This window comes from Allobosea sp. 117 (genome assembly GCF_000702305.1).
Classification (GTDB): Bacteria; Pseudomonadota; Alphaproteobacteria; order Rhizobiales; family Xanthobacteraceae; genus Ancylobacter.
Genome location: NZ_JNLC01000010.1, coordinates 198,653 through 224,066 on the forward strand (window position 1 = coordinate 198,653; position 25,414 = coordinate 224,066).

At 69.6% G+C, this 25,414-nt stretch carries 22 protein-coding genes and 1 pseudogene; 6 read left to right on the plus strand and 17 right to left on the minus strand.

The features are described 5' to 3' along the window. Positions 1-11 precede the first annotated feature (11 nt). From U742_RS0102995 to nadA, 4 genes are all read right to left on the minus strand, one after another. Positions 12-1,193, minus strand: a complete 1,182-nt coding sequence (locus U742_RS0102995; RefSeq protein ID WP_248310278.1) for an ABC transporter substrate-binding protein — start codon at positions 1,191-1,193, stop codon at positions 12-14. Positions 1,194-1,330: 137 nt separating this feature from the next. After that, the gene (nadC, locus tag U742_RS0103000) at positions 1,331-2,191 is read right to left on the minus strand and encodes a carboxylating nicotinate-nucleotide diphosphorylase (RefSeq protein WP_029349903.1); all 861 of its coding nucleotides are present in this window, start codon (positions 2,189-2,191) and stop codon (positions 1,331-1,333) included. Positions 2,192-2,329: 138 nt separating this feature from the next. Next, positions 2,330-3,910 (minus strand): L-aspartate oxidase, encoded by a 1,581-nt coding sequence (locus U742_RS0103005; protein ID WP_029349904.1) that lies wholly within the window; start codon positions 3,908-3,910, stop codon positions 2,330-2,332. Between the two features lie 11 nt (positions 3,911-3,921). Beyond that, positions 3,922-4,899, minus strand: coding sequence for a quinolinate synthase NadA (gene nadA, locus U742_RS0103010; protein ID WP_051660903.1), 978 nt, complete (start codon positions 4,897-4,899; stop codon positions 3,922-3,924). Positions 4,900-5,204: 305 nt separating this feature from the next. Between nadA and U742_RS0103020 the strand changes: the two genes are divergently transcribed. Continuing rightward, positions 5,205-6,074 (plus strand): polysaccharide pyruvyl transferase family protein, encoded by an 870-nt coding sequence (locus tag U742_RS0103020; RefSeq protein WP_156034115.1) that lies wholly within the window; start codon positions 5,205-5,207, stop codon positions 6,072-6,074. A gap of 21 nt (positions 6,075-6,095) precedes the next feature. Here U742_RS0103020 and U742_RS0103025 read toward each other — a convergent pair whose 3' ends face one another. Continuing rightward, entirely contained in the window at positions 6,096-6,992 is an 897-nt protein-coding gene (locus U742_RS0103025) for a DMT family transporter (protein WP_029349912.1), read from the minus strand. Positions 6,993-6,998: 6 nt separating this feature from the next. Then, the gene (locus tag U742_RS0103030; protein WP_029349913.1) at positions 6,999-7,493 is read right to left on the minus strand and encodes a GNAT family N-acetyltransferase; all 495 of its coding nucleotides are present in this window, start codon (positions 7,491-7,493) and stop codon (positions 6,999-7,001) included. A 203-nt stretch (positions 7,494-7,696) separates the two neighbouring features. On the opposite strand from U742_RS0103030, the gene U742_RS0103035 reads away from it, so the two are divergent. Beyond that, positions 7,697-8,179, plus strand: coding sequence for a hypothetical protein (locus tag U742_RS0103035; protein ID WP_029349915.1), 483 nt, complete (start codon positions 7,697-7,699; stop codon positions 8,177-8,179). Between the two features lie 226 nt (positions 8,180-8,405). Further along, a complete protein-coding gene (locus U742_RS0103040; RefSeq protein ID WP_029349916.1) occupies positions 8,406-9,233 on the plus strand; it encodes a L,D-transpeptidase in 828 nt (275 codons plus the stop codon). A 65-nt stretch (positions 9,234-9,298) separates the two neighbouring features. Here U742_RS0103040 and U742_RS22400 read toward each other — a convergent pair whose 3' ends face one another. From U742_RS22400 to U742_RS0103070, 6 genes are all read right to left on the minus strand, one after another. Then, a complete protein-coding gene (locus U742_RS22400; RefSeq protein ID WP_051660804.1) occupies positions 9,299-10,330 on the minus strand; it encodes a CE1 family esterase in 1,032 nt (343 codons plus the stop codon). Continuing rightward, positions 10,330-11,856: a hypothetical protein gene (locus tag U742_RS0103050; protein ID WP_197028156.1), complete on the minus strand. Its 1,527-nt coding sequence runs from the start codon at positions 11,854-11,856 to the stop codon at positions 10,330-10,332. The genes U742_RS22400 and U742_RS0103050 overlap by 1 nt, the downstream gene beginning before the upstream one ends. A gap of 11 nt (positions 11,857-11,867) precedes the next feature. Continuing rightward, positions 11,868-12,641 carry an SDR family oxidoreductase gene (locus U742_RS21880; protein ID WP_051660805.1) on the minus strand — a complete coding sequence of 258 codons (774 nt, stop codon included), beginning with the start codon at positions 12,639-12,641 and terminating at the stop codon, positions 11,868-11,870. Between the two features lie 20 nt (positions 12,642-12,661). After that, complete coding sequence (locus U742_RS0103060) at positions 12,662-13,426, minus strand: SDR family NAD(P)-dependent oxidoreductase (protein ID WP_051660806.1); 765 nt, start codon at positions 13,424-13,426, stop codon at positions 12,662-12,664. 2 nt (positions 13,427-13,428) lie between these two features. Continuing rightward, positions 13,429-14,355 (minus strand): alpha/beta fold hydrolase, encoded by a 927-nt coding sequence (locus U742_RS22405; protein WP_051660807.1) that lies wholly within the window; start codon positions 14,353-14,355, stop codon positions 13,429-13,431. A gap of 134 nt (positions 14,356-14,489) precedes the next feature. Next, on the minus strand, positions 14,490-16,067 hold the full coding sequence (locus U742_RS0103070; protein ID WP_029349930.1) for an alkaline phosphatase family protein: 1,578 nt from the start codon (positions 16,065-16,067) through the stop codon (positions 14,490-14,492). Positions 16,068-16,372: 305 nt separating this feature from the next. On the opposite strand from U742_RS0103070, the gene U742_RS0103075 reads away from it, so the two are divergent. Further along, positions 16,373-16,834 (plus strand): hypothetical protein, encoded by a 462-nt coding sequence (locus U742_RS0103075; RefSeq protein ID WP_029349932.1) that lies wholly within the window; start codon positions 16,373-16,375, stop codon positions 16,832-16,834. 71 nt (positions 16,835-16,905) lie between these two features. Here U742_RS0103075 and U742_RS0103080 read toward each other — a convergent pair whose 3' ends face one another. The 5 genes and pseudogenes from U742_RS0103080 to U742_RS0103095 form a co-directional block, all read right to left on the minus strand. Further along, on the minus strand, positions 16,906-17,373 hold the full coding sequence (locus U742_RS0103080; protein ID WP_348981010.1) for a GNAT family N-acetyltransferase: 468 nt from the start codon (positions 17,371-17,373) through the stop codon (positions 16,906-16,908). A 75-nt stretch (positions 17,374-17,448) separates the two neighbouring features. Beyond that, positions 17,449-17,538, minus strand: a pseudogene (locus U742_RS23100) (IS5/IS1182 family transposase); the annotation flags it as partial. A gap of 160 nt (positions 17,539-17,698) precedes the next feature. Further along, a complete protein-coding gene (locus U742_RS0103085) occupies positions 17,699-18,535 on the minus strand; it encodes a sulfotransferase family protein (protein ID WP_029349937.1) in 837 nt (278 codons plus the stop codon). A gap of 7 nt (positions 18,536-18,542) precedes the next feature. Beyond that, on the minus strand, positions 18,543-19,511 hold the full coding sequence (locus U742_RS0103090; RefSeq protein ID WP_197028157.1) for a CE1 family esterase: 969 nt from the start codon (positions 19,509-19,511) through the stop codon (positions 18,543-18,545). Positions 19,512-19,794: 283 nt separating this feature from the next. Further along, the gene (locus U742_RS0103095) at positions 19,795-23,292 is read right to left on the minus strand and encodes an HlyD family efflux transporter periplasmic adaptor subunit (protein WP_029349942.1); all 3,498 of its coding nucleotides are present in this window, start codon (positions 23,290-23,292) and stop codon (positions 19,795-19,797) included. 892 nt (positions 23,293-24,184) lie between these two features. On the opposite strand from U742_RS0103095, the gene U742_RS23105 reads away from it, so the two are divergent. Both U742_RS23105 and U742_RS0103100 read left to right on the plus strand, forming a co-directional pair. Then, entirely contained in the window at positions 24,185-24,322 is a 138-nt protein-coding gene (locus U742_RS23105) for a hypothetical protein (RefSeq protein ID WP_156034116.1), read from the plus strand. 11 nt (positions 24,323-24,333) lie between these two features. Then, positions 24,334-25,407, plus strand: coding sequence for a tetratricopeptide repeat protein (locus U742_RS0103100; protein ID WP_029349944.1), 1,074 nt, complete (start codon positions 24,334-24,336; stop codon positions 25,405-25,407). Positions 25,408-25,414 lie beyond the last annotated feature (7 nt).

Genomic DNA, 25,414 nt, shown 5'->3' on the forward strand with positions numbered 1-25,414 from the left:
GCGGCGCGGCGTCAGTCGGCGGCCGGCCGCAGCGCCTTCACCTCGGCGTCCGAGGGCAGGACGCTCAAGCCGTCGACATATTTCGGATCGAGCATCACCCCGCCGCCGTCCTTCACGCCGAGCCTGCCGACGAAGGCGCCCATGGTCGCCTGATGGTCGGAGGCGCGGTACTGGAACGGCCCGAACGGGCCGGCCACCTCCAGCCCCTTGAACGCCTCCACCAGCTTCTCGGTGTCGGTGCCGCCCGCCTTGGCGAAGCCGGCCGCCAGCGACTTGATGGTGGTGTAGCCGACCACCGAGCCGAGCCGCGGATAGTCGTTGTACTTGGCGCGGTAGGCGTCGAGGAAGGCTTTGTGCTCCGGCGTGTCGATGGCGTACCAGGGATAGCCGGTCACCACCCAGCCGACCGGCGCCTCGCCCTTCAGCGGGTCGAGATATTCCGGCTCGCCGGACAGAAGGCTCGCCACGAACACGCCCTCCAGCGCGCCGCGCGTTTGCGCCTCGCGCACGAATTTGGCGAGGTCGGCGGCGAACAGCACGTTGAACACCGCGTCGGGCTTGGCGTCGGCGATCGCCTGCACCACCGGGCCGGCGTCGAGCTTGCCGAGCGGGGTCGCCTGCTCGGCGACGAATTCGACGTCCGGCTGCGCGGCTTTCAGCAGCTTCTTGAAGGTGTCGACAGCGGACTGGCCGTATTCGTAGTTCGGATAGACCAGCGCCCAGCGCTTCTTCTGCGCCGCCACCGCCTCCGGCATCAGCATGGCGACCTGCATGTAGGTCGAGGCCCGCAGGCGGAAGGTGTAGCGGTTGCCGTCCGACCAGGTGATCTTGTCGGTCAGCGGCTCGGCGGCGAGGAAGAACACCTTGCGCTTGTCGGCATAGCCGGCGACCGCCAGCCCGATATGCGACAGGAAGGTGCCGGCCAGCACGTCCACCTTCTCGCGGGTGACGAGCTCTTCCGCCACGCGGATGGCATCCCCGGGATTGCCGCCGTCGTCGCGGGTGATCAGTTCGAGCTGCCGCCCGTTCACGCCGCCCGCCGCGTTGATCTCATCGACCGCCAGCTCCATCCCCTTCTTGTAGGGATCGAGGAAGGCCGGCTGCGCCTTGTAGCTGTTCAGCTCGCCGATGCGGATCGGATCGGCCGCACGGGCCTGGCCACAGATGGAGAATGCGAGGAGCAGCGCGGGCAGGACCAGCCGCAGGCGGAAACGGGAGAGCGGAGCGGACACTGTGGAACCTCGCTGCGTCACATCGGTAGTGAAACTATCGCCTGCATGGGGAGCGTCCACCGATTTCGGCGGCGCGTCCATGCGGCTGACGGTCCGGCTCAGAGCGTCTCGATAGCGTCGAGCCCGAGATCGAGGATCGGCGCCGAGTGTGTGATCCAGCCGACCGAGATGAGGTCGACCCCGCTCGCCGCCACCGCGCCGATGGTCTCGCGCGAGATGCGCCCGGAGGCCTCGGTGAGCGCCCGTCCGCCGACGGTCTCCACCGCCCGGCGCAGGGTTTCCGGCGTCATGTTGTCGAGCAGCACGGCGTCGACGCCCTCGCCCATCGCCTCGTCGAGCTGGGCGAGCGTGTCGACCTCCACCTCGATCTTCACCAGATGGCCGGCATGCGCCTTGGCGCGGCGGATGGCGGTGGCGACGCCGCCGGCCACCGCGATGTGGTTGTCCTTGATCAGCACCGCGTCGTCGAGGCCGAAGCGGTGGTTCGAGCCGCCGCCGGCCTTCACCGCGTGCTTCTCCAGCGCGCGCAGCCCCGGCGTCGTCTTGCGGGTGCAGACTACCGAGGCATGGCCATGCGCTTTCGCGATCTCGACAAGGGAGGCGGTTGCCGTGGCGATGCCGGAGAGGCGGCTGGCGAAGTTCAGCGCCACCCGCTCGGCGGTGAGGATGGCGCGGGCCGGGCCTTCGAGGCGCAGCACCACGTCGCCGGGCGCGAGCCGCGCGCCGTCGCCGCGTTCCACCGCGACGGAAAGGGCAGGGTCGACGAGATGGAAGGCCAGGGCCGCCACGTCGGTTCCCGCCGCGACGCCGTCCTGCCGGCTGGCGATCACCGCGCGAAAGCGCGCGTCGGCCGGCACCACGGCATCGGTGGTGATGTCGCCGGCGCGGCCGAGATCCTCGGCGAGCGCGGCGCGGACCAGCGGCTCGACCAGCAGGCGGGGCAGAGGGGAGAGGGTCATTTCAGCTCATCCATATGAAAGCAGCGTCATCCTGAGGTGCGACCCCGGATCAGATCCGGGGGAGCCTCGAAGGATGGTGGGTCGGGAGAGCATCCTTCGAGGCCCGGCTGGCGCCGGGCACCTCAGGATGACGGCGTGCTAAGCCACCTGCCGCGCGCCCGCCTTGTCGCGCAGCGATGCGGCGAAGGCCGATGTGTCCTCCATCGTCGTCTCGCTGTGCAGGGCCGGCGCGACGGGCAGCGGATGGTCGGCGCGGAAATGTCCGCCCCGGCTCTCCTCCCGGCGTAGCGCGGCGGCCGCGATCATCAGCGCGACGAGCGCCATGTCGTCGGTGCCGTCGCGGGCCAGCTCGTCGAGCCGGCGTACCGCCTCCGTAAGGCCGGCGGCATCGCGCACCACGCCGACCTTGCGGTCCATCAGCGCGCGGATCTCGGCGCGGGCGGGCGAGGGGGCTGGCATCGGCGCGCCCGACAGCGGCCCGGCTGGCGCATGGGCCCACCCGCCGATGTCGGCGGCGATGGCCTCGGCCATGACGAGGGCTTCGAGCAGCGAATTGCTGGCGAGCCGGTTGGCGCCGTGCAGCCCCGTCGAGGCGACCTCGCCGCAGGCCCACAGCCCGTCCAGGCTGGTGCGGCCCGTGGCATCCACCTTGAGTCCGCCCATGTGGTAATGCGCCGCCGGCCGCACCGGGATCGGGTCGCGGACCGGATCGAGGCCGTGGGCACGGCAGAGCGCGGCGACGCCGGGAAAGCGCGCCTCCAGCCCGGCGATGCCGCGCGCGTCCAGCACCACCTGCCGGCCCGCCGCGATCTGCGCGAAGATCGCGCGAGCCACCACGTCGCGCGGCGCCAGCTCGCGGCCCGGCACCTGATCCATGAAGCGCTCGCCGCGATCGTTCAGCAGCATGGCGCCCTCACCGCGCAGCGCCTCGGTGGCGAGCGGCATCGGCGCGGGACCGGCCGTGCCGGCGGGCTCGGCGCCCTTAACCGCGATGGCGGTCGGGTGGAACTGCACGAACTCCATGTCGCGCAGCACCGCACCCGCCTTCGCCGCGAGCGCGAGGCCGGAGCCGACGGCGCCGAGCGGATTGGTGGTCGAGGCATAGAGCGCGCCGAGCCCGCCGGTCGCCAGCACCACCGCGCGGGAGGCAAGCTGCAGCGTCTCGTCGTGGCGGGTCTCCCCGCCGCGCCGGGCGGCGATGCCGGCGACCGCGCCGTGCGCGTCGCGCAGCAGGCCGGTGGCGCGCACGCCTTCGAGGATATGGATCGAGGGGCAGGCGCGCGCGGCCTTCGCCAGCGTCTCCAGCACCGCGCGGCCGGTGGAATCGCCGCCGGCATGGACGATGCGCCGGCGGCAATGCGCGGCCTCCAGCCCGAGCGCGATACTGCCGCTCGCGTCGCGGTCGAACGGGGCACCGATGCGCGCCAGCCAGTCGATGGCGGCCGGGCCGCCGGCGGTGATGCGGGCGGTCGCGGCCGGCTCGCTCAGTCCGGCGCCGGCCTTCAGCGTGTCTTCGGCATGCAGCGCCGGGGTATCGTCCTCGCCCATCGCGGCGGCGATGCCGCCCTGCGCCCAGGCGGTCGCCGCCTCGATGCCGAGCGGCGCGGTGACGACAAGCGTCACCGGCTGAGGCGCGAGGCGCAGCGCCGTGGCGAGCCCCGCCACGCCGCCGCCGATTACCACCACGGCATCGGCGCTATGACCGCGAGGATTTTTCATCGCCGCAGTCCTCAGCGTATGGCGAGCATGCGTTCGACCGCGGCGCGCGCCCGGTCGGCCACCACCGGGTCGATCTCGACCTGCGTGGTCATGGTCTCCAGCGCGCGGCGGATGTTCGGCAGTGTGATGCGGCGCATATGCGGGCAGAGATTGCACGGCCGCACGAACTCGACATCCGGGTGCTGCACGGCGACGTTGTCGGCCATCGAGCACTCGGTGATCAGCACCACGCGGGCCGGCTTCTCGTCGCGCACATAGTCCGCCATGCCGGCGGTCGAGCCGGCATAGTCGGCCGCCGCCACCACCTCCGGCGGGCATTCGGGATGCGCCAGCACGACGACGCCGGGATGGTTCTCGCGCAGGTCGCGGATATCCTGCGGGGTGAAGCGCTCATGCACCTCGCAATGGCCCTTCCAGGCGATCAGCTCGATCTCGGGAACCTCCTTCTGGACGTTCCGTGCGAGATATTCGTCCGGCAGCATGAGGATGCGGTTCACGCCCCATTCGCGCGCGACATGGCGCACCACCTTCACGGCGTTGCCGGAGGTGCAGCAATAGTCGCTCTCGGCCTTCACCTCGGCCGAGGTGTTCACATAGGTGACCACCGGTACGCCGGGATAATGCTGGCGCAGCAGGCGGATGTCGGCGGCGGTGATGGAGGTGGCGAGCGAGCAGCCGGCCTTGGCGTCCGGGATCAGCACGGTCTTGGCCGGGTTCAGGAGCTTGGCCGTCTCGGCCATGAAGTGCACGCCGGCCATGACGATCACGTCGGCGTCGACATTCACCGCCTCGCGGGCGAGCGCGAGTGAGTCGCCGACAATGTCGGCCACCGTGTTGAAGATCTCCGGCGCCTGGTAATTGTGCCCGAGGATGACGGCATTGCGCTCGCGCTTCAGCCGCTCGATCGCCTCGACGTCGCGCGCGATCAGCGGCCATTCGGCCGGCAACACGTGCTTGGCGACCCGCGCATAGAGATGCGGCAGCGGCATCGCCGCAGGCGCAGGGCGCGGGGCCGGCGCGTAGGAGGTGGCGGCAAGGTCCTCACGCGGCGCGCGCGGCGAAAAGGTGGCGTCGAGCATTCCATCCTCCCTTATGCTCTTTCTGAGCATAATTAGGGTATGAAGAAACCGGGTTCAAGGCCCGGTACAGCACTTATGCTAGAACTGAGTATAAGTCGCTGTCAACACTCCGTCACAATCCATGGCGCGGGGCGGGAAAACCCGGATCATAATCTGACAAAGCAAAGCCGATTCATGATACCAACGTCGCCGACGCCATGCTGGGTGACGTTGGATTGTTTAACATAATCAAAAAGATAGTAGGTCCGCACGCGGATCGCCGCGCGGCAGGAACGCCATCCACCGATCCTCTGATCGACTATCTCCGCAGCCTGCGTGGTAAGGAGGTACATTACATCCCCAATCCGGGGAACGCCGGCGACGGCTTCATCGCCTATGCGACGCATGTGCTGTTCGCGCGCCTCGGCATCCGGCCGGTCGTCCATCGCGAGAACGACGTGCTGTCCGGCAAGCTCCTGCTCATCGGCGGCGGCGGCAACCTCATCGAGGGGCGCTACCATCATGTGCGGGACGTGTTCCACCGCAACGCCCGCGACAATCTCTGCACGCTGCTGCCCCAGACCATCTCCGGCTATGCCGACGAGATCGCCCATGAATGGCCGCGGATACGGTTGTTCTGCCGCGAGCCGGTCTCCTATCGCGGCCTCCTCGACGCCGGCGCCGATCCGGCGCGCGTGCACCTCTCGCAGGACATGACCTTCTATCTCGAGGACGAGCATTTCGGCGCCTTCCGGCAGCCCGGCCAGGGCGCCTGCGACGTGCTGCGCGAGGACGGCGAATCGACCGGCCTCGTGAAGCCGGGTCCCGACAATCTCGACATCTCGCTGAGCTGGAACGGCGATCTCTGGCACGACGCGCGCTTCTGCCAGGCGGTGACGGAGAGCCTTGCCGCCTATCTGGCGCCCTATGCCGCGATCCGCACGGACCGCCTGCACATCGCCATCCTCTCGGCCTTCCTCGGCAAGCAGGTGCGCATGCTGCCGGGCGCCTATTACAAGAACCGCGCGGTGTTCGACCACTCCATCGCCCCGCGCTTCGCCAATGTGCGGTTCGAGGAACCGCCGCCCCGCTCGCCGCTGGGATGAGCCAAGCGCGGCCTCACGCCCTCACGGCCCGATCTCGGCGTCGGGCTCGTGCGGGGCGACCTGCGGCGGCGTGCGCGAGGCAAGCCACGCGCCGGTGACGATCAGCGCCGCGCCGGCCACCGTGCCAAGCGAGGGTATCTCCCCGAAGGCGAAGAAGCCGATCGCCACCGCCCAGACGAAGGCGGTGTATTCGAGCACACCGAGCCGGCTCGCATCGGCCCGCCCATAGGCCGACGCCATGCACAGATGGCCGCCCGCGCCGAGAATGCCGATCACCGCGAACAGCGCGGTCTCCGTCGGGCTCGGGCTCGACCATTGCGCGATGCCGAAGGGCGCGACGAACAGGCCGGCGAAACCGTTCTGCAGCAGCACGATGGTCGGTATCGGGTCGCGGCCGGCGCGGGTCTTCAGCGTCACCATGGACAGCGCATAGGTCACCGCCGAGGCGAGCGCGGCGAGGATGCCGAGCGTGCCCTCGCCGGTCGTGCGCGCGAGCTCGTCCCAAAGCACCACCAGCACGCCGGCGAAGCCCAGCACCAGCGCGATCACGACGTTGCCGCCGGGCCGCTCGCCCAGCAGCACGGTGGCGGCGATGGCGATGAAGATCGGCGAGGTGAAGGAGAGCGCCAGAGTGACGGCGAGCGGCAGCGTCACCAGCGCGTAGAAGAAGGTGACGGCGGTCGACACCACGAGCACCGCGCGCCAGGCATGCGGGCGCACGATGCGGAGCGCGGGCCAGGCGGTGCGGGTGAGGCGGAACACCAGGAAGGCGACGAAGGCGCCGACCATGTAGCGCATCATCACCGCCTGCGAGGTCGCGTAGCCGGCGGCGGCGTGCTTGATGATGCCGTCCATCAGCGACAGCGAGCCGATGCCGATCACCGCCGTGGTGGCGGGGCCGAGCCGGTTGAGCAGCATGGGGGTCTACTCCGTCTCGGCCAGCCGGCGCCGGTAGGGATATTCCCAGGAGGCGGAGATGTCGTTGAGCGGGCGGGGCTCGCCGGCACGCACGAAGCCGTGCCGCTCGTAGAAGCGGTGCGCGTCGGTGAAGCGTGTGTCGGTCCACAGGCGGACCGTGCCGGCGCCGCGCGCGCGGGCGAAGCCGACCGCGTGGCCGAGCAGGCCGGCGGCGAGGCCGCGCCCGCGCACCTCGCGGGTGAGGTACATCTTGAACAGCTCGACCGTTCCCGGCTCCTCGGTCGGCGCCACGGCGAGCGAGCCCACGACGCTTCCCTCCCGGTCGGCGACCCAGATGGTGCCGCCGCGTGCGGCGAAATGGCTGGCGATGGCGTCGAGCTCGGGAAATTCGGCGGCGCGGTCGAACAGGCACCCCTCATATTCGGCGAAGCAGCCGGCGATCAGCGCCGCCACACCGTCGCCATCGGCGTCGGTCGCGGGGCGCAGGCATATGTCGGTCACGGTGAATTCTCCGGCCCCAATAGCCGCCGTCAGGAAATTCTCCGCTCATCGGGGCCAATCAATCGACGCGCGGGCGAGGCCGGACTATGTTCGCGTAAGAACGGGGCGTAAAGCTCCATCGGGTTACCGTCGCCTTGCCGACCGCACAAATTTCCGGTCACATTAATTTAATGTCTGTCGAGTGTCCGCCTCCGGAGTCCCCCATGAACCTTCTCCCGTCCCTTGTGCGCGTCAGCCTCGTCGGCGCATCCGCCGCCCTGCTCGCCGCCTGCGCCTCGACCGGGCAGGCTCCCCAGTCGGCGGCGCCGTCGGGCCCTCAGTTCTCCTCGCCGATCACGGCTGATCAGGTGGTGGGCCGCTGGGGCCTCGCGGCCTATCACCGGCAGGAGGACGCCGCGCGGACGGAGCAGCAGGCGCGTCAGGGCTGCCGCCAGCCCTACGTCATCAACCGCGGCACCGCCGGCGGCTTCATGATGTACCTCGCCGACCAGTCGCAGCCCTCCGAGGTGGTCTCCAAGCAGATCCCGCCGGGCCCGACCTATATCGGCCTGCCGGACGAGCCGCCGGGCGCCGACACCGACCGCGAGGTGGTGCGCTTCGACGGCCAGATCATGGTTCTGCGCTGGCTCGACAAGGAAGTCGCCAGCCGCTACGGCACCATGGTCTATGTGCGCTGCGCCTCCTGAGGCCTGACCGGAATCGTCCCGGGGCGTGGCGACTTTCCCGGGCGCGTTCCGGCATGCTCCGATCTATACGCCAAATTAACCACGCCCCGTGGAAGGCGCGGGCCCGGCGGATTTGTTTACCGCTCCGTTAGCGGAGCATGCGCAACTGGACACAACCGGCGGCATGAAGGACGGGCGCCATTTTTCGGCGCCCGATGCCGTGTGCGGTGTGTATCGGGAGTTGCGCATGCGTATCGTGTTCGTTTCCGCCGTTCTGGCGGCCGCGCTCGGCGCGGCACCGGCCTGCGCCCAGGGCGCGCCGGATTTCGCGGCCCCCTATGGCTATGGCGCGCCGGTCGCGGTGGCGCCGCAGAATCTCGGCGGCGGCTTCATCGAATTCCTCGTCACCGGCCGCGAGCCGCGGGGCGGCGGCACCGCCTACGACGGCATGCCGCGCGCCGCGCATCAGCGCCCCTGGCAGCAGCAGGGCCGGGCCGCCTGGCAGCCCGGCGCCGGCTACGCCTATCCGCCCGGCATGAGCGGCGATGGACGCGGCTACGTCAACGTGCCCCGCTCCGATCCGGCCGCGCAGCCGGGCGTGCGCACCGCCGCCCTGTCGCCGCCCAAGACCAATCCGCATCTGGAGCGGCAGGTGGTCGACTACGCGACCAACGATGCGCCGGGCACTATCGTCATTGATACCGGGCAGCGCTTCCTCTATCTCGTGCAGGACAACGGCAAGGCGATGCGCTACGGCGTCGGCGTCGGCCGCGAGGGCTTCGCCTGGTCCGGCACCGAGAAGATCACCCGCAAGCGCGAATGGCCGGACTGGCGCCCGCCGCAGGAGATGCTGGCCCGCCGCCCGGACCTGCCGCGCTACATGCCCGGCGGCCCGGACAACCCGCTCGGCGCCCGCGCCATGTATCTCGGCGACACGCTCTACCGCATCCACGGCTCCAACGAGCCGCAAACCATCGGCCAGGCGGTCTCCTCGGGCTGCATCCGCATGCGCAACGAGGACGTCATGGACCTCTACGACCGGGTGAACATCGGCACCACGGTGCGGGTGATCTGATCGGGCGGCATCCGCTGAATGTCCATCATGGCCGGGCGCGTCCCGGCCATGAGCGTTTCCGGGGCCTAGAAGGGCGCCGTACCGCTTGCCCGCTCTGCGCGTGCCGTGTCCGTGCCGGCCCGGCTGCTGCCGGCGAACACCTCGAGCGCCGCCTCGCCCGCATCGAAGGCCTGCGCGCCGCGCCCGGCGGGCCAGCGCGGCCAGCGATGGCCGGGTCCGGTCATCGCCACGAAGCGCAGCGGCGCGCCGCCGGCTCCAGCTTCTTGTTTTGTCGCGTTTTCTTCACGCGAACCGGTGCCCACTTCGCTCGAAAACGCTTGCGGCGCATAGTCGTGGATGTCGGCGTGCCAGCCGGAAGGGCCGGGAATGCGGCGCGGCTCGCCGACGGGCTCCGCGCGGTTGCGCTCGACCCAGACGGCGAGCGCGTCGTCCACCGCCGCCACCCGCCCGCCGATCCCCATGCCGCCCCCGCGCGCGACCTCGCCGCCGTGCCAGGGCATGATGCGGTCGTCATGGTCGCAGACCAGCACGAAGGGCAGCGGCGGCCCGGCGGCTACCGCATCGAGGATTGCCAGCGGGATCGAGGCCAGCACGGCGGCCGCGCCGGCGAGGAGGTCCGGCCGCTCGGCGGCGAGCCGCTGCACGAACATGCCGCCATTCGACAGGCCGATGGCGTAGACCTGCCGGCGATCGATGAGGCCGTCGCCCGCCAGGCGGTCGATCAGCGCAGCGACGAAGGCGATGTCCCGCGTGGCGTCCGTGCGTCCCGGACGGCCGTCGCGCCACCCCTCGGGCGCGGCCGGGAAGACCGGCAGGAAGCCGTGTTTCAGCGCCGTCGCGGCGAGGCCGCTGCGGTCGGCGAAGCCGGCCGGATCGCCGAGTCCGCCATGGAAGCACAGCAGTGCCGGCATCGGGCCCGATCCCGCCGGCCGCTGCCCCATGAGCGCGGTGCGCGGCACGCCGCCGATGTCGAGCGTGACCGGCACCAGCCGCCGCCACGGGCCGAAGAGCGGGCGCGCTTTGCCCAGCCGGCGCCGCCGGCGCACCCACAGGACGATGAGGACGGCGAGGAGGAGAAGGAGCGCGAGGCCGCCCATCAGGCCCCGGCCTTGCTGCCGAGCCAGACCTCCAGCCCGCCATTGGGATTGTCGCTATAGGCCCAGCGATCGCCGCGGCGCACCGCGACGCGCGGGCCGAACACGTTGGCCATGCCGACGAACAGCCCGAGCTCGGTCGAGACCAGGTTGCGGATGCCGAAATTGTAGGGGTTGCCGAGCCCGCGCCGGCACACCGGTATCCAGTTTTCGCCGTCATGCGAGCGCCAGAGGTCGCCGCCGCCGTCGAACTCGATGAGGTTCTCGGGGCTCATCAGCTCGAACAGGCGCTTGGCGCGCGGCGGCAGGCTGTTGCGCCGCGTCCAGCGCAGCATGATGGTCCAGTCGTAGGTGCCGAGATAGATCCAGCCGTCATGGACGCCGAGCGTCCAGAAATAGCCGTTGAACAGATTGCCGAAACCGGCGCGCAGAACGCTGAGCGGCTCGCGCCGGCCGTCCGGCGTGCTGCGCGGATCGCCGACGATGAGGTCCCAGCTATCGTCGGCATTGATGCGGATGAGCTCGGCGCTGGCCGGCCCGACATTGTTCACCCGGTCGAAGCCGCCCCCCTGGATGCCGGAGCCGACATAGACCGCGCCCTTGAAGCCGACCATCGAGGCGACCGCCTGGTTCTGCGGGCCGCGATGGCCGCCGCGGTCGAGAAGCTTCTTCCAGCGATAGGGCGGCGGGCCCTCGCAGTCGCTGGCCCAGACCTGGAAGCCGTCGAGATGGAAGGTGCCGGCATAGAGCCGGTCGCCTTCGGCGCAGAGCGTAAAGATGCCGAGATTGCCGGTATCCCCGAAGCCGAACTCGCTCACCGGCATCCAGACGCCGGAATTCGGGTCGCGGGTCTCGAACACCACGGGAAGGCCGGTGGTGTTCTGCTGCGAGCCGTCGGTGCCGCGCCGCGCGGTCGGCGCGAAAAACATCCGGCCCTTGAAGGTGGTGAGGCAGCGCGTCGTCGAGATCGGCGTGTCCTCGAGGATGCCGTAGCGGCTGATCTGCTCGAAATTGCGCCCGTCGCGGGTGCGCAGGATCAGCCCGCCCGGCGCCCGGCTCGGCGCCCAGGCGGAAATGTAGAGAGCCGGCTCAGGATCGTCCTCGCCCTGGAAGATGTCCATCGAGCGATAGCCCATCTCGCGGGTCACCATCTGCCCGTTGCCGGTGACGCTCTCGACCAGCGGCGCGCGATAGACCATCTCCCATTCGCGCGTCGCTGGGTCGTAGCACCAGATCTGCGCGCGGCGGTCGATCTTGTAGAGCTCGTCCATCGTCTCGGGGCATTCGACCGGCCAGCAGTCGAACGGGATGTCCTCGAAGGCCGACTGCAGGCGCAGGCTGCACAGGTTCGAGCGGGTGGTGCCGAGATAGAGCTTGCCTTTGAACCACGCCATGGAGTGGGCGTAGTTGTTGTGCCCATCGCCGAGGCCGCCCTTTCCGATGCAGGCGAAATCCGCGCGCGACAGGCCCGGCGCCGGCGCCGGATCATAGGGCTGGGAGGGGACGGCGGCGGTCAGCGGAGCGTTCACGCATATCCCCTTCAGGCGAGCGCCTTGGTCTCGCCGGCGGGCGCGGCCGGCTTGCGGCGCGCGCGCTGGCGGGTCGGGTAGATGGTCGGGTTGAGGAGGTACGTGTCGCGCGGCAGGCTGATCATGTAGAGGATCGCCTCGGCGACGCGCTCGGGGGTGAGCATCTGCGGCGGCTTGAAGCCGGCCGAGCCGTTCTGCTCCCAGATCGGTGTGTCGACGGCGTCGGGCAGCAGCGTCTGCACCCTGACGCCGGAGCGCCCGACCTCCTCGGCCAGCGATTCGGAAAAGCCGACCACGCCGAACTTCGACGCGGAATAGGCGGCGTCGAAGGGGCGCCCCTGCCGGCCGGAGGTCGAGGACACGTTCAATATGTCGCCGCGCCCCTGCTTCAGCATCTGCGGCAGCACCGCGCGGTTGCTGAGGAAGATGCCGGTGAGGTTCACCGCGAGGATGGTGCGCCACTCGTCCATGTCGGTGTCGGCCACGGTGCGCGGCTGGGCGCTGGTGCGCAGGATGCCGGCGGCAGCGACCAGCGCGTCGATGGCCCCAAAGCGCGCGATGGTTTTCTCGGCCATGCCGGCCATGTCGGCCTCGCTGGCGACATCGGCGACCAGCGCCAGCGCGCGTTCCCCGCCGGGCTCGGCGAGCGGCGCCATCTTCTCGGCCGAGCGGTCGACCAGCACGACATTGGCGCCCCCTGCGAGAAGCTGGCGCACGCAGGCGCCGCCGATGCCGCCGGAGGCGCCGGTGACGATCACCGTCTTGCCGTTGAACGCGTCAGTCATGCGAGGCTCTCCAGATCCCGTCACGGTGCCGGCGGCGTGCCGCCGCGCGCCGGCACCGGGAGGATATAGTTTTCGGCGAACACCGCCGAGCGGTTGAGGTCGATGATCGCCAGCGCCGATTTCGCGAAATGCTCCGGCTTGATGCTGCCGCCATAGGCGAGATGCATGGCGGTGTCGGCGATCATCGGCGTGTCGACCGTGCCCGGCAGCAGCGTGTGCACGCGGATGCCGTGCTCGACCATTTCCTCGGTCAGTGTGCGGAACAGCGCGGCGACGGCGAATTTCGAGGCGCAATAGGCCGGCGCCAGCGCCCGCCCGCCAAGCCCGTGCGGGGTCGTCGAGGAGCTGATGGCGGCGATGTCGCCGTCGCCCGCCGCGATCATGAAAGGCAGCACGGCCTTGACCGCGAGGAACACGCCGTTGAGGTTGACGTCGATCACCCGCTGGAAGGTCGAGAGCGGCAGGTCGCGCGTCGGCATGGGCAGCCTGCTGCCGCCGGCCGGACCCTCGGCGAGGGCGGCGCAGGCCATCAGCAAATCCACCCGGCCGTATTCGGCGATGGCGGCCTCCAGAACCGGCAGCGCCTCCGGCTCGCCGAGATCGAGGCTCAGCGCGCGGTGCCGGCCGGGGCCGAGCGCCTCCAGCGCCGCGACGGTGTCCGCGAGCCGGGCGGCATCGCGGCCGATGACCAGCACCGAGCCGCCGCGCCGGGCGAGTTCCTCGGCGATGGCGCGGCCGATGCCGCTGCTGCCCCCGGTGACGACGCTCACATGCCCCGGCTGCATCGTCACAGCCTCCGGAACAGGCGGCCGCGCCGGGCGGCGAAGGGCGGCACGTCCGGCATCCCGCCGCCGGTCTCGACGGCGCCGAGGAAGCGGTCCACCGCATGGGCGAAGCGCAGCGGCGCCACGGCGGGGAAGAAATGCCCGACATTCGGGATCTCGACGAGCCGCGCATCGGGCAGGCAGCGCAGCAGCGCGTGCGCGGTCGGCAGGCAATGCGAGAAGCCGCCGAACAGCAGCAGCGTCGGCGCGGTGATGCGCGCGAAGAAGCTCTCGGCCAGTGGCGTCTCGTCCTCGAAGTCCTGCGGCGCCGTGGTGGTGGCGAGCATGGTCGACCAGTTCTCGCGCCCCCGATTGCCCATGTCGCGCGAGCGCAGCGCGATGCGCCGCGGCGCCGGCCGCCCGGTGGTGGCGACCTCGTTGCCGTAGCGCCCGAGCTCGGCGAGCAGGCGGAAGTCGATGAGGGTGTCGTCGGCCGGCGGATCGGTCAGCCCGTGCTGCATCAGCTCGGAACGCCAGCGCGCCCAGTGCGGCCAGTCGCGCAGCCGCACCGCCGGCTGGAAGGCGGCGATCTGCGTGTCGGCGACGACGAGGCTGCGCACCTTCTCGGGGTGCAGCCCGGCATAGGCGAGCGCGACGCGCCCGCCGAAGCTGTGCCCGACGAGGTGCACATGGTCGAGGCCGAGATGGGAGAGCAGCGCGTCGAGGTCCTCGACCAGCCGTGGCAGGCGGTAGCCGCTCGCCGGGGTGGAGGAACGGCCATGGCCGCGCAGGTCGTAGAGCAGTACCTGCCGGTGGTCGGCGAGGTGCCGGCCGCCGCCGAGATACCAGAAGGCGAGGTTGGCCCCGAGCCCGTGCACCAGCACGACATCCTCGCCGGCGCCGATGCGCTGATAGTGCATCTCCATGTCGGGAAGCGCGAGCGTGGGCATCTGGCGGGTTCGGGTGTTCCAGGGCGGGCGTTCGAGGGCGCGGGGGCGTCCGGCAGGCCCGGCGCCCGGATTGATGACGCTGTTTCGTCCGGCCGCGATCCCTGTGGTCCGCGGCCGGCCGTCGGGAGGCGATGCTAGTCCATGTAGCCGAGGATCTTGAGCTGCTTCATCAGCGCCTCGCGCTCCTCCTCGCTCGGCTCGTCGCGGTCCTCTTCAGCCACGTGATGCGACTGGGTGGCGCCGCCGGTGACCGCCTCGCGCTTGTCGGCGAGCGCCTCGGTGGGCAGGCGCCCCTCGAAATCGCTCGGCACCGGCAGGTCGAGAAGGGTGAGGATCAGCGGCGCAACGTCGAGCAGGTTCAGCGCCTCGATCGACCCGCCCTTGCGGAAGCTCGGGCCGTGGCCGATGAAGATTCCGGCCGGGCGGTGCGTGCCGTCGGGCTCGGGACGCTGGGTGACGATCTCGCTCGATTTGAGGATCGAGACGAAGCCGCCGTCGCGCAGCCGCAGCGTGATGTCCGGGCAGGGCTCGACGAAGCTGGTGCCGCGCAGCTTGTTGAGATCGGCGCCGAGCACGATCTTCTCGCCATTGGCGGGGTCGCGCAGCTCCAGGAGCTCGCGCTGCAGCTTCAGCACGAAGTCGAGATACTCGTCCTCCTTCACGCCGTTGCCGGAGCCGAGATCCTTCTTGATGTAGATGGCGTTGCTCGACGGGGTGGGGCAGAACGCCTTGGTGGCCTGCCATTGGATCATGCCGAGATGATCCTTGATCTTGTCGGCGGTGAGCTGGCCGACCGAATCGTCCTCCGCCGCGTTCGACCAGGTGAGATAGCCGGCGCGCGCCAGCCATTCATTCACGTAGAAGATCTCGGTGGTCGGCCCGAAGCCGTGATCCGAGCACAGGATCACGTCGGTGTCGGGGCCGGCGGCCTCCATCATCTTCTGGATGTTGCGGTCGAGCCCGCGATAATAGTCGAGGCACACCGCGCGGATCTGGTGGTACCAGGTGTCGTCGTCGCCCTTCATCAGCTCGGGGTCGACGAAGCGCCAGAACAGGTGCTGCACCTTGTCCGGCCCGTCCAGCACCACGGCGGTGAGCTCGGTCGGGTCGGTGGTCAGGAGATGCGCGGTGAGCTGCGCCCAGGCGGTGTCGCGGCGGTCCTGCAGCTCGATCCAGTCGACATGCTCGCCGTCATGCAGGCCCTGCACGCACTTCTTCTCTTCCGAGATGTCCATGCCGAGGTCGCGATAGTCGAATTCCGGCATCGCGCGCACGTCGTCGAACAGGCTCTTCGGGTGCGTGCCGTGCTTGAGATGGCGCCAGGGCACGAAGCCGGAGATGATGTAGCCGTCGATCTGCGGCGGCGGCGACATGCCGTAGAAATTGAGGCTGGTCGCACGCTTGCCGCCGCGATTGACGATCGACCACAGCGGCTCGCAATGGTTGTCGCGGAAGTCGTTGACCTTCAGGAACACGCCGCCGTCCTTCATGGTGACGGGGCGGAGGAAGTCGTAGATGCCGTGCGCCTCGGGGCGCCGGCCGGTGGTCATGGAGGTCCATGCCGGCGGCGTCAGCGGGTTGCGCGTCGACATCAGGTTCGCGCGCACGCCGTTTTCGATGACGCTGCCGAGATAGGGCATTACGCCGCTGCGAACCAACGGGTCCAGCAGCGTGAAGGTGGCTCCGTCGAGCCCGAGCATCAATACTTTCATAGAGTTGTACTCTCCGCCGCTGCGAAAGGCGGACGCCCTCCCTGGAGTTTATGATTGTGCCCGCGACGGTGGCCGCGCGGCTTTTTCGCAACTGCGAGACATTACCATGCGGGCGCTGTATTGGAAAGCCTGTGCACGTCTGGCGCGCTAGGCTAAGCTGCACTGATATCGTGCTTTCGCGCCGCGATATGCCGACCTGCGGGCGGCGTGCGCGCTCGCTCCCAAGCCCTAGATCCGGACCGTTGACCGTCGTGACCACCCGAAAGAAAGCCCCCGCTTCGCCCACCCCCGGGATCGCGTCCGGCGTGTCCCTCGATGAGCCCTCCGCGGCGGCGCCGGCGCCCCTGACGGTTCCGCCCGCCGAGGACGAGCCGCTCGCCGCGCCCTCGCGCGTGCGCTCCGGCCAGCGCACCGCGGCGCCGGTGGCGTTCGAGAACCTGCGAGACGTCACCCGCGAAGGCGGCCCCGACAAGGGCCAGACCCAGCAGATCCAGCAACTGCTCAGCCTGCGCGACTTTCTGCACAATCCGCTGAACATCGACCTGCGCGAGACCATGCTCGACGTGTCGAGCAGCCGCGACGAGATCGCCGCGCGCCTCGCCGACCTGAAGCACCGCGTCACCACCATCGAGGCGCTGGCGACCGTGCTGAAGGAGGAGATCGAGGTGCTTCAGGACCTGCTCGCCAGGCGCGAGGCCGGCGAGGAGCCGGTGCCTGTACAGCCATCCGAGCCGCAGCCCGCCGCCGAGGTCGCCTCGGGCGACTAGGGTCCAGACTCAATCAGCTTGAGCGCGCGAGCGGTCAAGAAGGGTTCGGTATGCTTCTTTCAACACGGGGATCAGACCCGCGGTAAGGTCTTGCGCATGTAGATGCGCCGCAGGCCTTTCTCCTCGGCCCGATGCGTCTCCTGGTAGCCAATGCGCGCGTAGAGCGCCACGTTCTCTGTCATCGCCTCGTTCGTGTAGAGCTTGATTGCATGGTAGCCGGCCGCGACCGCGGCTCGCTCGGCGAACTCCAACATCATGCGGCCCAGACCCGAGCCTTGCGCTTCGGGTGAGACGGCCACGTTGTCGAGCAGCATGGCGTCGTCCTGCGGAACGAGCACGAGGAACCCCTGCACCACCCCGTCGCGCTCAGCTACCTGCACGCGGCCCTCGCTGATCAGTGCAGCGTAGTCGTCGAGCATTGGACCGGGCTCGCGACCAATTCGGGCGATGTAATGGGAGTAGGCCGCCCGGACGATCTCCTGGACGGATCTGAGGTCATCGCGGGAAGCCGCGCGGAGGTAAGCCGTCATTGTCGCCATGTTGCCAGATGTGGTGGGTTTTGAAAGCCGCCGTCGCGCGGTTTCGATCGCTCGCCTGGAATCCTTGAACCGCCATCGGCGGAAGTCCTTGAGGCGGCAGAACATGGCTTCGATCAGCCAGCGGTCGCGGTAGCGCCTCTCGTCATGACGGATGCGCCGCTTGCGGCTCGATTCCAGCCCACGCTCGTCCGACAGGCAAAACAGCGATCCCGCCACCGCGCGCCTCCCTCGAAAGATGCCACGGAATCAACCGATTGCAGCGATCTCAAGACGATGAGGCGTCCTCACGCGATCGGCGGCGTCCACCGCCGACGTGCGAAGGTTGTCAGCCCGGTCCGGCCTCATGGGCGGCAAGCGCGCGTGCCTGCGCGGCCTCGAGCGTCGGATGGCGCAGGAAGTCGGCGTCGTTGCCGAGATAGGCGCCGACCGGGCCGATGCCCGCGAAGGGCGAGCGTTCGGGATGCAGCATGCGCTCGACTCCCGCGGCGTCGTCCGACAGCCCGAGCGCGCGGCACACCGCCGGCAGCTCCTCCGCCGGCGCGGCGATGAGCCGCTCGACCCGGACGGTGACGAGCCGGTCCGCCGGCAGCTCGCCGAGAAAGGCCAGCAGCCCGTCCCGCGCCGCGCGCACCTCCTCCATGTCCGGCGCTTCCAGCTTGCGGGCGAGGGTCTCTTCCTCGCCGTCCCGCACGAAGCGGACGAACATCGCGTCCGGATAGTTGTCGCGGATGCGCTTCAGGCTTTCCGGGAACAGCGAGTAGGAGCGGCTGGGGTCGAGAAGCCGCAGCGGCGCCACCATGCGGCGCAGCTCCTCGAACAGCCGCGGCGTGCTCCACATCATGTGGCGGATCATCCAGCGGCGGGCCATGTCGATGGTGTCGATGGTCTGCTCGCCGGCATGCAGATGCGCCAGCATGCGCTGCATGCCGTGATACTGCGTCTCCATGAAGCGCAGATAGAGCGAGATGTCCTCCAGCGTGTCAGCGACGAAGAGGTTCAGCTCCGGCGCGCCGAAGCATTCCGGGTGGCGCCCGATCATCGCCGCCGCCGCCGGCGAATGGCTGCCCGGCAGCGCCACTGTGAAGATCGGCGGGCCGGCCGGGGCGGGCTCGGGCGCCAGCGGAGCGGCGTCCGGATTCTGCGACGTCTGCGATATCGACATGATGCCCCTATAGACCGTGCGCGCGGAAGAAATCGAGCGACGCCTGCGTGCCGTCGACATCCTGCGTCGCCGTGCCGGTGAAGGGCGTGCTGCGGCCGAGGCCGGGCCAGTTGTGGCCGCCGCCGATCACCTCGAAGAAGCGCACCTCGGCGCCGGCGCGGCACTGGGAGAAGTCGTGCTGCACGACATGCGTACCGTCGTCGACGCGGTCTGGCAATCGGCTCGAGCGTTCCGGCCCGCACTGGTTGGCGCGGGCCCAGAAATCCACCGTCTGCCCGGCCGAGGCGACGGCGCCGCCGGCGCCGCGTCCGGCGAAGGTCGTCACGTCGCCGCCGTTGAACGGCATGATCGGATCGGCGGTGCTGAGGAAGAACACGATCGGCACCGGTCGGGCCGGGCTGCACCGGCGCATCAGCGCCGAGGGCATGTTGGCGACGATCGCCGCCACCGCGGCCAGGCGCCCGGTGTCGCAGGCGAGGCGCTGCGCCATCATGCCGCCGTTCGACACGCCGATGGCGAACACCCGCGCCGGGTCGACGGTGCCCTTCTTCACAAGGCTGTCGATCAGCGCCGAGATGAAGCCGACATCGTCGGCATTGCCCGCCGTCGTCTCGCGCCCGTCATTCCATTGCGTGCCGGCCGCCTCCGGCAGCACGGCGACGAAGCCGAGCCTGTCGGCATAGTCGGTGATGCGCGACTGCTTGGCGACGCGCTCGCCATTACCGAGCCCGCCATGCAGCACGATGACGGCGGGCGCCGGCGTGCCGGCCGGCAGCCTGGCCGGGCGATAGAGATAATAGCTGCGCGCCGCGCCGCCGAAATTGAGCGTGCCGTGCTCCAGCCCGTCCGCCGCCGCGCGGTCGCGCCATGCCGCGAGGCCGGCGAACAGCCCGGCGAGCAGCGCGAGGCCGAGCGCGAAGCGCCGCCAGCGCCGGCGCGGCGGGCGGGGTGGCATCGGGCTTTCGGGATGGGTCACGCGGAACGTCTCCTCAGGCATGCGGGCAGCGGGCCAGATTCTTGTTTTGTCGCGTTTTCTTCACGCGAACCGGTCTCCACTGCGCTCGAAAACGCTCTAAGAGCCCGTTTGGAAATCCCCGGCGGTGAGGCTGTGCGTGCTTCGAGGCTCGCCCTGCGGGCGCGCACCTCAGCATGACGCAGTTGGTCTACCGCTTTTCGCAAGTTCGTCATCCTGAGGTGCCCGGCACAGCCGGGCCTCGAAGGATGCACCACGGCACCTTCTGCTCGTTTCCAAACAGGCCCTATGGAATCCACGACCAGACCTCGACCTGGAAGAAGCGCACCAGCCAGCGCAGGAAGGCCTCCCAGGTCATCATCGGTGCGCCGTCGACCTTGGCGTAGCCGGTCATCGAGGATTTCAGCGCGCCGTCCTCGTTCTGGATGGTCGCCTTGGTGCGCACGATCATGCCGTAGCTGCGCTCCTCGGCGGCCGGCGCGATCGAGGTGACCGTGCCGGGAATCTCGCGGTCGCTGTAGCCCCAGGCCTTGATGCGCACCTTGTCGCCCGGAGACACCAGCGCGATGTCGGATTCCGGCACGGCGATCTCGGCGTCGACCGACTTGGCGTTTTCCGTCTCCAGCAGCGCCTGGCCGGAGCGCAGCCATTTGCCGACCAGCAGATGGAGGTTGGGCGTGATCACCCGCCCGGCCTCGGAGGCGCGGATGCGGGTGCGCTCAAGCTGGTCCTCGCGGTATTTCAGCTCCGCCGCGAGGCGGTCGACATCCGCCTGCATGGCGTCGATCTCGTTCTGCGTCGCCGAGCTCTTGACCAATTCGAGATTGGCGACCGAGACCTCAAGCTGGGCGATGTCGCTGTCATAGGCGGTCTTGGCGCGGTCGTAGCGTGCCTGCGAGGAGGTGCCGGTCTTCAGAAGCTGCTGCTCGCGCTCCATCTCCGCCTTGGAGAAGGCGACGCTCGCCCGCGACGCCTCCACCCGCTTCTCGGCGACGGTGATCTCCTCGGGCTTGGCGCCGTCCTTCAGCTTGGCGAGCTTGGCCTTCGCCTCGGCGAGCCGCGCCGCCGTCACCGCGACGTCGTGCTCCTGATCGAAGGAGGTGAGCTGGCCGAGCAACTGGCCGGCCTCCACCCAGTCGCCCTCGCGCACCAGGATCTTCGCGATCGCGCCGTCGGTCTGCGCGGTCTCCTGGTTGCGCGTGTTGGGCAGGATCTCGAACAGGCCGGAGGTCTCGTAATTATAGGGCAGGAAGGCGACGCCGAGCAGGAAGACCAGCACGAAGGCCCAGATCACGCGCCCCCAGGCAGCGATGCTGGCGCGCGGCTTGGCGAGCTTGTCCTCGGCGTCCGCCTTGCCGAGCCGCCCGCGCGCGGCGGCCGGCGCCCCGGCCGAGCCGACGCTCTCCAGCGCGAAGGCCAGCGCCGCTCCCGGTGCGTTCTTCTTGGCGGCGGTCACCACGCCATAGACCCACAACAGCGCCAGCACGATCAGCCCGAGGAAGATGAAGACGCCGGCGCCGCCGAGGCTCTTCTGCAGGATGATGCCGAGATAGGTGACGAAGCCGGCGACGAAGGTGACGCTCCAGATCAGCGTGCCGACGCCGAACAGGATCAGCCCGCGCTCTTCCTCCGGGCGCACCATGAAGGGGCGGGGGCGACCCTGGAACCAGGCCATGGCGCTGCCGATCGCCTTCTGCTTCAGGTTCGGATCGTTGAACCAGACCGACAGCCAGTTCATGCCGTCGGTCGGCAGCAGCGGAAAGGCGACGAAGATGAACTCGACCAGCGCGGCGTGCGAGACCACCAGCGAGTAGTCGGCGAGCTGCGTGCCGGTGCCGCGCTGCGTCGCCCAGATGAAGATGCCGCCGGCCCACAGCCACAGCCGGGCGAGCAGCGGCGCCGCATAGGCGTGGAGCTGGCCGTTGCGGGTGAGCTTGGGAATGTCGGTGCGGTCGACGAAGAAGCGCGGCAGCACGCCCATCTCGATGACGATGCCGAACTGCCGGACCTGCCCGCCATGGCTGCGGATCGCCGTGCCCTGCGCCACCCGCGCGAGGAAGCTGACCACCAGCAGGCTGATGAGGCCGACCGCGATGGTCGACCATTCGAAGGTCGACACCAGCACGTCGTGCGCGAAGTCGCTCCAGCGCTGGAACACGATGAGGCAGGCGAAGGCGACCAGCGGCCAGAGCAGCCAGCCCAGATAGCGCATCGGCCAGAACAGGATGCTGGTCGCCCAGAACAGCCCGTTCGGGTTGAAGAAGCTGACGCGGTCGTTCGGGTGATGGTGCTCGCGGTCGCGCGCCCGCTCCGCCAATGCGGCGAGCAGAGCCTGCCCGCGGCCGCCCATGCCCCCACCGCCCATGCCCCCACCGCCCATGCCCCCGCCACCGCCGAATCCGCCGCCGCCGAACCCCGCTCCGGCGCCGGCCATTCCGGGGCCTGCCATTCCGGGGCCTGCGCCACCGCCGCGTCCGGCACGGCCGAAGCGGGCGCCGGGGCCGGCCGGCGTGTCGTCCTCGCCCGGCTCGGTGAAGAAGGCGTCGGTGTCGAACGTCCTGGCGGCCGCGGCGGGGCCGGCGGGCCGCGGCGCGGCCTCCTCCTCGGCGCGGCGTCGGGCGCGGGCGCCCATCCGGCCGACATCGGGCTTGCCGGCACCGGGCCGCGCCGTCGGGGGCGTTACGCGGACCGGCGCACGCGAGGTCTCGTCCGCCCTGGCGGGCTGGCTACCGGTGTTTTCGGCCGGCTGCGCGAGGTCGAGCCCGGCGAACATCGCCTCGGCGTCGCGGTCGTCCGGCCCCGGCGTCCGCGCTGCGGACGCTGTGGAGGGCTCCGTCGACTCGGAGGGGGCGCCCTTATCGGCGGGCGTCGTGTCGGGTGCCGGCTCGGCATTGGCGCCTGGCTCGCCCGCGCCGGCGGGCGGAGCGGCGCGGTGCGCCTCGGCGGCCGTCTTGCGGGCCGCGAGCCGTTCGGCCGCGGCCGCGTGGCCGGCAAGGTTCGGGATGACGCGAGGCGCCGGCGGGCGGCCCGGCTGGCCGAGCGGCAGCGGCGCCCGCGCTGGCTGAGCGGCCATGCGGGCGGCGGCCTCCGGCCCGACGATCACATCCTCGATGTCGGCGAGATCGATGCCGGGATCGGTCGTGCCGCCCGGCGGCATTCCGGCGGCCGGCGCCGTGGTCTCGGGAGGCGGAGATGAGCCGGCTTGCAGCGGAGCGGCGACAGGCGTTTCGCCGGCTGCCGCATGCGGCGTCGCGGCGCCGGGCGTCGCGCGCTTCGGCAGCACGCGCGGCACGATCCGCTGGCCGCTCGGCGGGGGGGCCTTCTCGGCCGCCGTCTTCTCGTCGGCGAGACGCGCGCGCAGCGCCTCCCGCCGGCCGGGAGCGTCGTCCGCATCGGCTGCCGGAGGTGCGGAGACCGCCGCCGGGCCCTGCGCGGGCGCGGGCCGGCCGGCCTCGGCGCGGGTCAGGAGGCCCGCCACGCGCAGGCGCCGGTGCAGGGCATAGATCGCCGCCGTGTCGATGTCCTTGCCGAAGCGGGCCTTGAAAGCCTCGCGCATCGCCGCGACGCTGGTGACGCCGTCGGTCGCCATGCAGAGGAAATGCTCCTCGGCCGAGAAATTATATTGCCGGCCGGTCGCCGGATCGGTGATCCGCACGGAACCGTCCGCCGGCTCGTGCTCGATGGTGAGATCGGAACGCAGGCTCGGGCGTTGCGAGGCGGTCTCTGGCGTGGCCGAAGGCGCGCCCCCCGGCGCAGCCTGCGCACCCTTGCTGTCCGACGCCACGCCTCGCTCCCTGTCCCGCATCGCCATCGCCGAGGATCGCAACCGGTATCGCCGCCCGCCGGCGCCCGGCCCCGCTAAAGCCGCGCGCGGGGCAATGTCCGGTCGCCCGCATCCGCCCTACGGTCCGATAGCGACCGTTGTTTGACGCAAGGTTGAATATAGCGCGTCGGGCGGGTTGCTGGCAATTTGCGCGCCAGACGCGGGCCGGCCCGCGCACACCCCCTGCTCGAAAATCTTGGGAGTACACGCGGGAACATGCGCCGGCGATGCGGCGAGAATAACGCGCCGCAGCAATTTGGGTGCTGCGCAGGGCGGTACGGCGTTCCGCCGGAGCAAGTCGCCGATCGAAGTTCTCGATATTTTTCGTGCATCAAAATGATATATTATTAATATCGAAACGTGCAGTGTCATTACAAAATCGCATAATATAAACAAATATCATTGCTGGCCTGTCGCCTGATCAGGCGACAAGCCGCTGCCGGCTAAGCAGATGTCATGTGATGCGCGGCGACATTTGACCTGCGGGGGCGAATTTTGTCCTCGGGATTCCATCGCGCGGCGATCTGTGGCCGCCCGGTTGCCGAGTGCAGTGCGGCATCTATTCGATTGAATTTCGAACTATCATCATGGCTATAGTTGATGCGCGAAAATAAAATGATGATTAAGTTTCTCTCTATGATGAATTGACGTTCATAAATGGAATATTTGATCTCTGGTAAGGCGCAATGTCTATCTTTTTGGTCGTGAAAGGACGAGTGCTCGGGCTGCTTGAAGCGTTTCATGAAATGCTTTAAGGGTAAGCACTCCCGGAGGGCGGTCCGGGTTCAGGTGCGGCGCTGACAATTCTTTTACTTAACAAGTATTGTTGGACGTGCGGCGGCGAGGCCGAGCCGTGACGCGGATTGCCCAGGCATTTCGTATCGAACGCAAGGTGGCGTCGTGGGTGTGGCATCTGGTCGAGGCGGAGCGCGCGGCGGAGCGCGCGCCGGCGCACGCGGTGGCGGGCTTCAGGAAGCCATCGCCGCGCTGAAGGCGGGTGACGTGGAGACGGCCAAGAGCCTGTTCTCCGCGCTCGCCGAGAAGCAGCCCGACAATGTCTGGGTCTATGTCGGCCTCGGCCGCACCGCCTTCCTCGAAGAGGACTTCAAGGCGGCGCTCGACTATTTCCAGGCCGCGCTCGACATCGACCCCGAGCACAAGATGGCGCTCCTGTTCAGTGCCGAGGCCCGCAGCCGGCTCGGCGACACCGACCGCGCGCTGGAGGAATATGAGGAGGCGAGCCAGCTCGATCCTTCCCTCGCCATCGGCCATCTGCGCATCAGCCGCATCCATATGGAGCGCGAGGAATACGACCAGGCCGAGCAGCGGCTGCGCGAATCCCTCGCCTTCAATCCGCAGCAGGCGCCGGTGCGCATGATGCTGGCCGAGCTCTACGAGAAGCAGGGTAGGTATGACGAGGCGCGCGACGAGCTCGAGCGCCTCATCGACATCAAGCCGGATAGCTGGCTCGCGCTCTACAAGCTGAGCCGCCTCTTCACGCGCGAGGAGAAGCACGACATCGCGCAGGCGCTCCTGGAGGAGGCCTGCGACGTCTCGCCCGGAACCGCCAGCCTGCATTATGCGCTCGGCGGCGTGCGCCTCGCGCTCAAGGATCAGGTGGGCGCGCTCGCGGCCTTCGAGGAGGCGCGGCGGCTCAAGCCCCAGCTCACCGCCGCCGGGGTGCGGGCGGCCGACTGCCTGGTCGCGCTCGGCCGCAAGGACGAGGCGCTGAAGCTGCTCGGCGATCTCAGCCGTCGAGGCCGCCAGCCCGCGCTGATCCACCAGCGGCTCGGCGACCTCTATCTCTCGACGGACCGCTACTCGCACGCCGTCGAGGAATATCGCGCGGCGGTGTTCAACAATCCCGAGCTGCAGGAGCAGCACCCGGAGCTCGCCGCGCTGATCGACAGCACCGACGGCGACGCGACCGTGGCGAGGCAATTCGAGGCCTGCTTCGCCAAGATCAAACTGCCTGTCGAGGACGATTCCGCCAGCGCCGATCGTCAAGGTCTCTTTCGGGGCAACCGCCCCGGCTTCCGCCGCCGCGCCGCGCTGGCCGGCTCCCGCGGCAACTGAACGGTTT

Bases quoted from the DNA above. Each gene is read 5' to 3' on its own strand.
- nadC (WP_029349903.1), bottom strand. From the start codon at position 2,191: ATGACCCTCTCCCCTCTGCCCCGCCTGCTGGTCGAGCCGCTGGTCCGC.
- U742_RS0103005 (WP_029349904.1), bottom strand. From the start codon at position 3,910: ATGAAAAATCCTCGCGGTCATAGCGCCGATGCCGTGGTGGTAATCGGC.
- nadA (WP_051660903.1), bottom strand. From the start codon at position 4,899: ATGCCGCTGCCGCATCTCTATGCGCGGGTCGCCAAGCACGTGTTGCCG.
- U742_RS0103025 (WP_029349912.1), bottom strand. From the start codon at position 6,992: ATGCTGCTCAACCGGCTCGGCCCCGCCACCACGGCGGTGATCGGCATC.
- U742_RS0103035 (WP_029349915.1), top strand. From the start codon at position 7,697: ATGAACCTTCTCCCGTCCCTTGTGCGCGTCAGCCTCGTCGGCGCATCC.
- U742_RS0103040 (WP_029349916.1), top strand. From the start codon at position 8,406: ATGCGTATCGTGTTCGTTTCCGCCGTTCTGGCGGCCGCGCTCGGCGCG.
- U742_RS22400 (WP_051660804.1), bottom strand. From the start codon at position 10,330: ATGGGCGGCCTCGCGCTCCTTCTCCTCCTCGCCGTCCTCATCGTCCTG.
- U742_RS21880 (WP_051660805.1), bottom strand. From the start codon at position 12,641: ATGACTGACGCGTTCAACGGCAAGACGGTGATCGTCACCGGCGCCTCC.
- U742_RS0103060 (WP_051660806.1), bottom strand. From the start codon at position 13,426: ATGCAGCCGGGGCATGTGAGCGTCGTCACCGGGGGCAGCAGCGGCATC.
- U742_RS22405 (WP_051660807.1), bottom strand. From the start codon at position 14,355: ATGCCCACGCTCGCGCTTCCCGACATGGAGATGCACTATCAGCGCATC.
- U742_RS0103070 (WP_029349930.1), bottom strand. From the start codon at position 16,067: ATGAAAGTATTGATGCTCGGGCTCGACGGAGCCACCTTCACGCTGCTG.
- U742_RS0103080 (WP_348981010.1), bottom strand. From the start codon at position 17,373: ATGGCGACAATGACGGCTTACCTCCGCGCGGCTTCCCGCGATGACCTC.
- U742_RS0103085 (WP_029349937.1), bottom strand. From the start codon at position 18,535: ATGTCGATATCGCAGACGTCGCAGAATCCGGACGCCGCTCCGCTGGCG.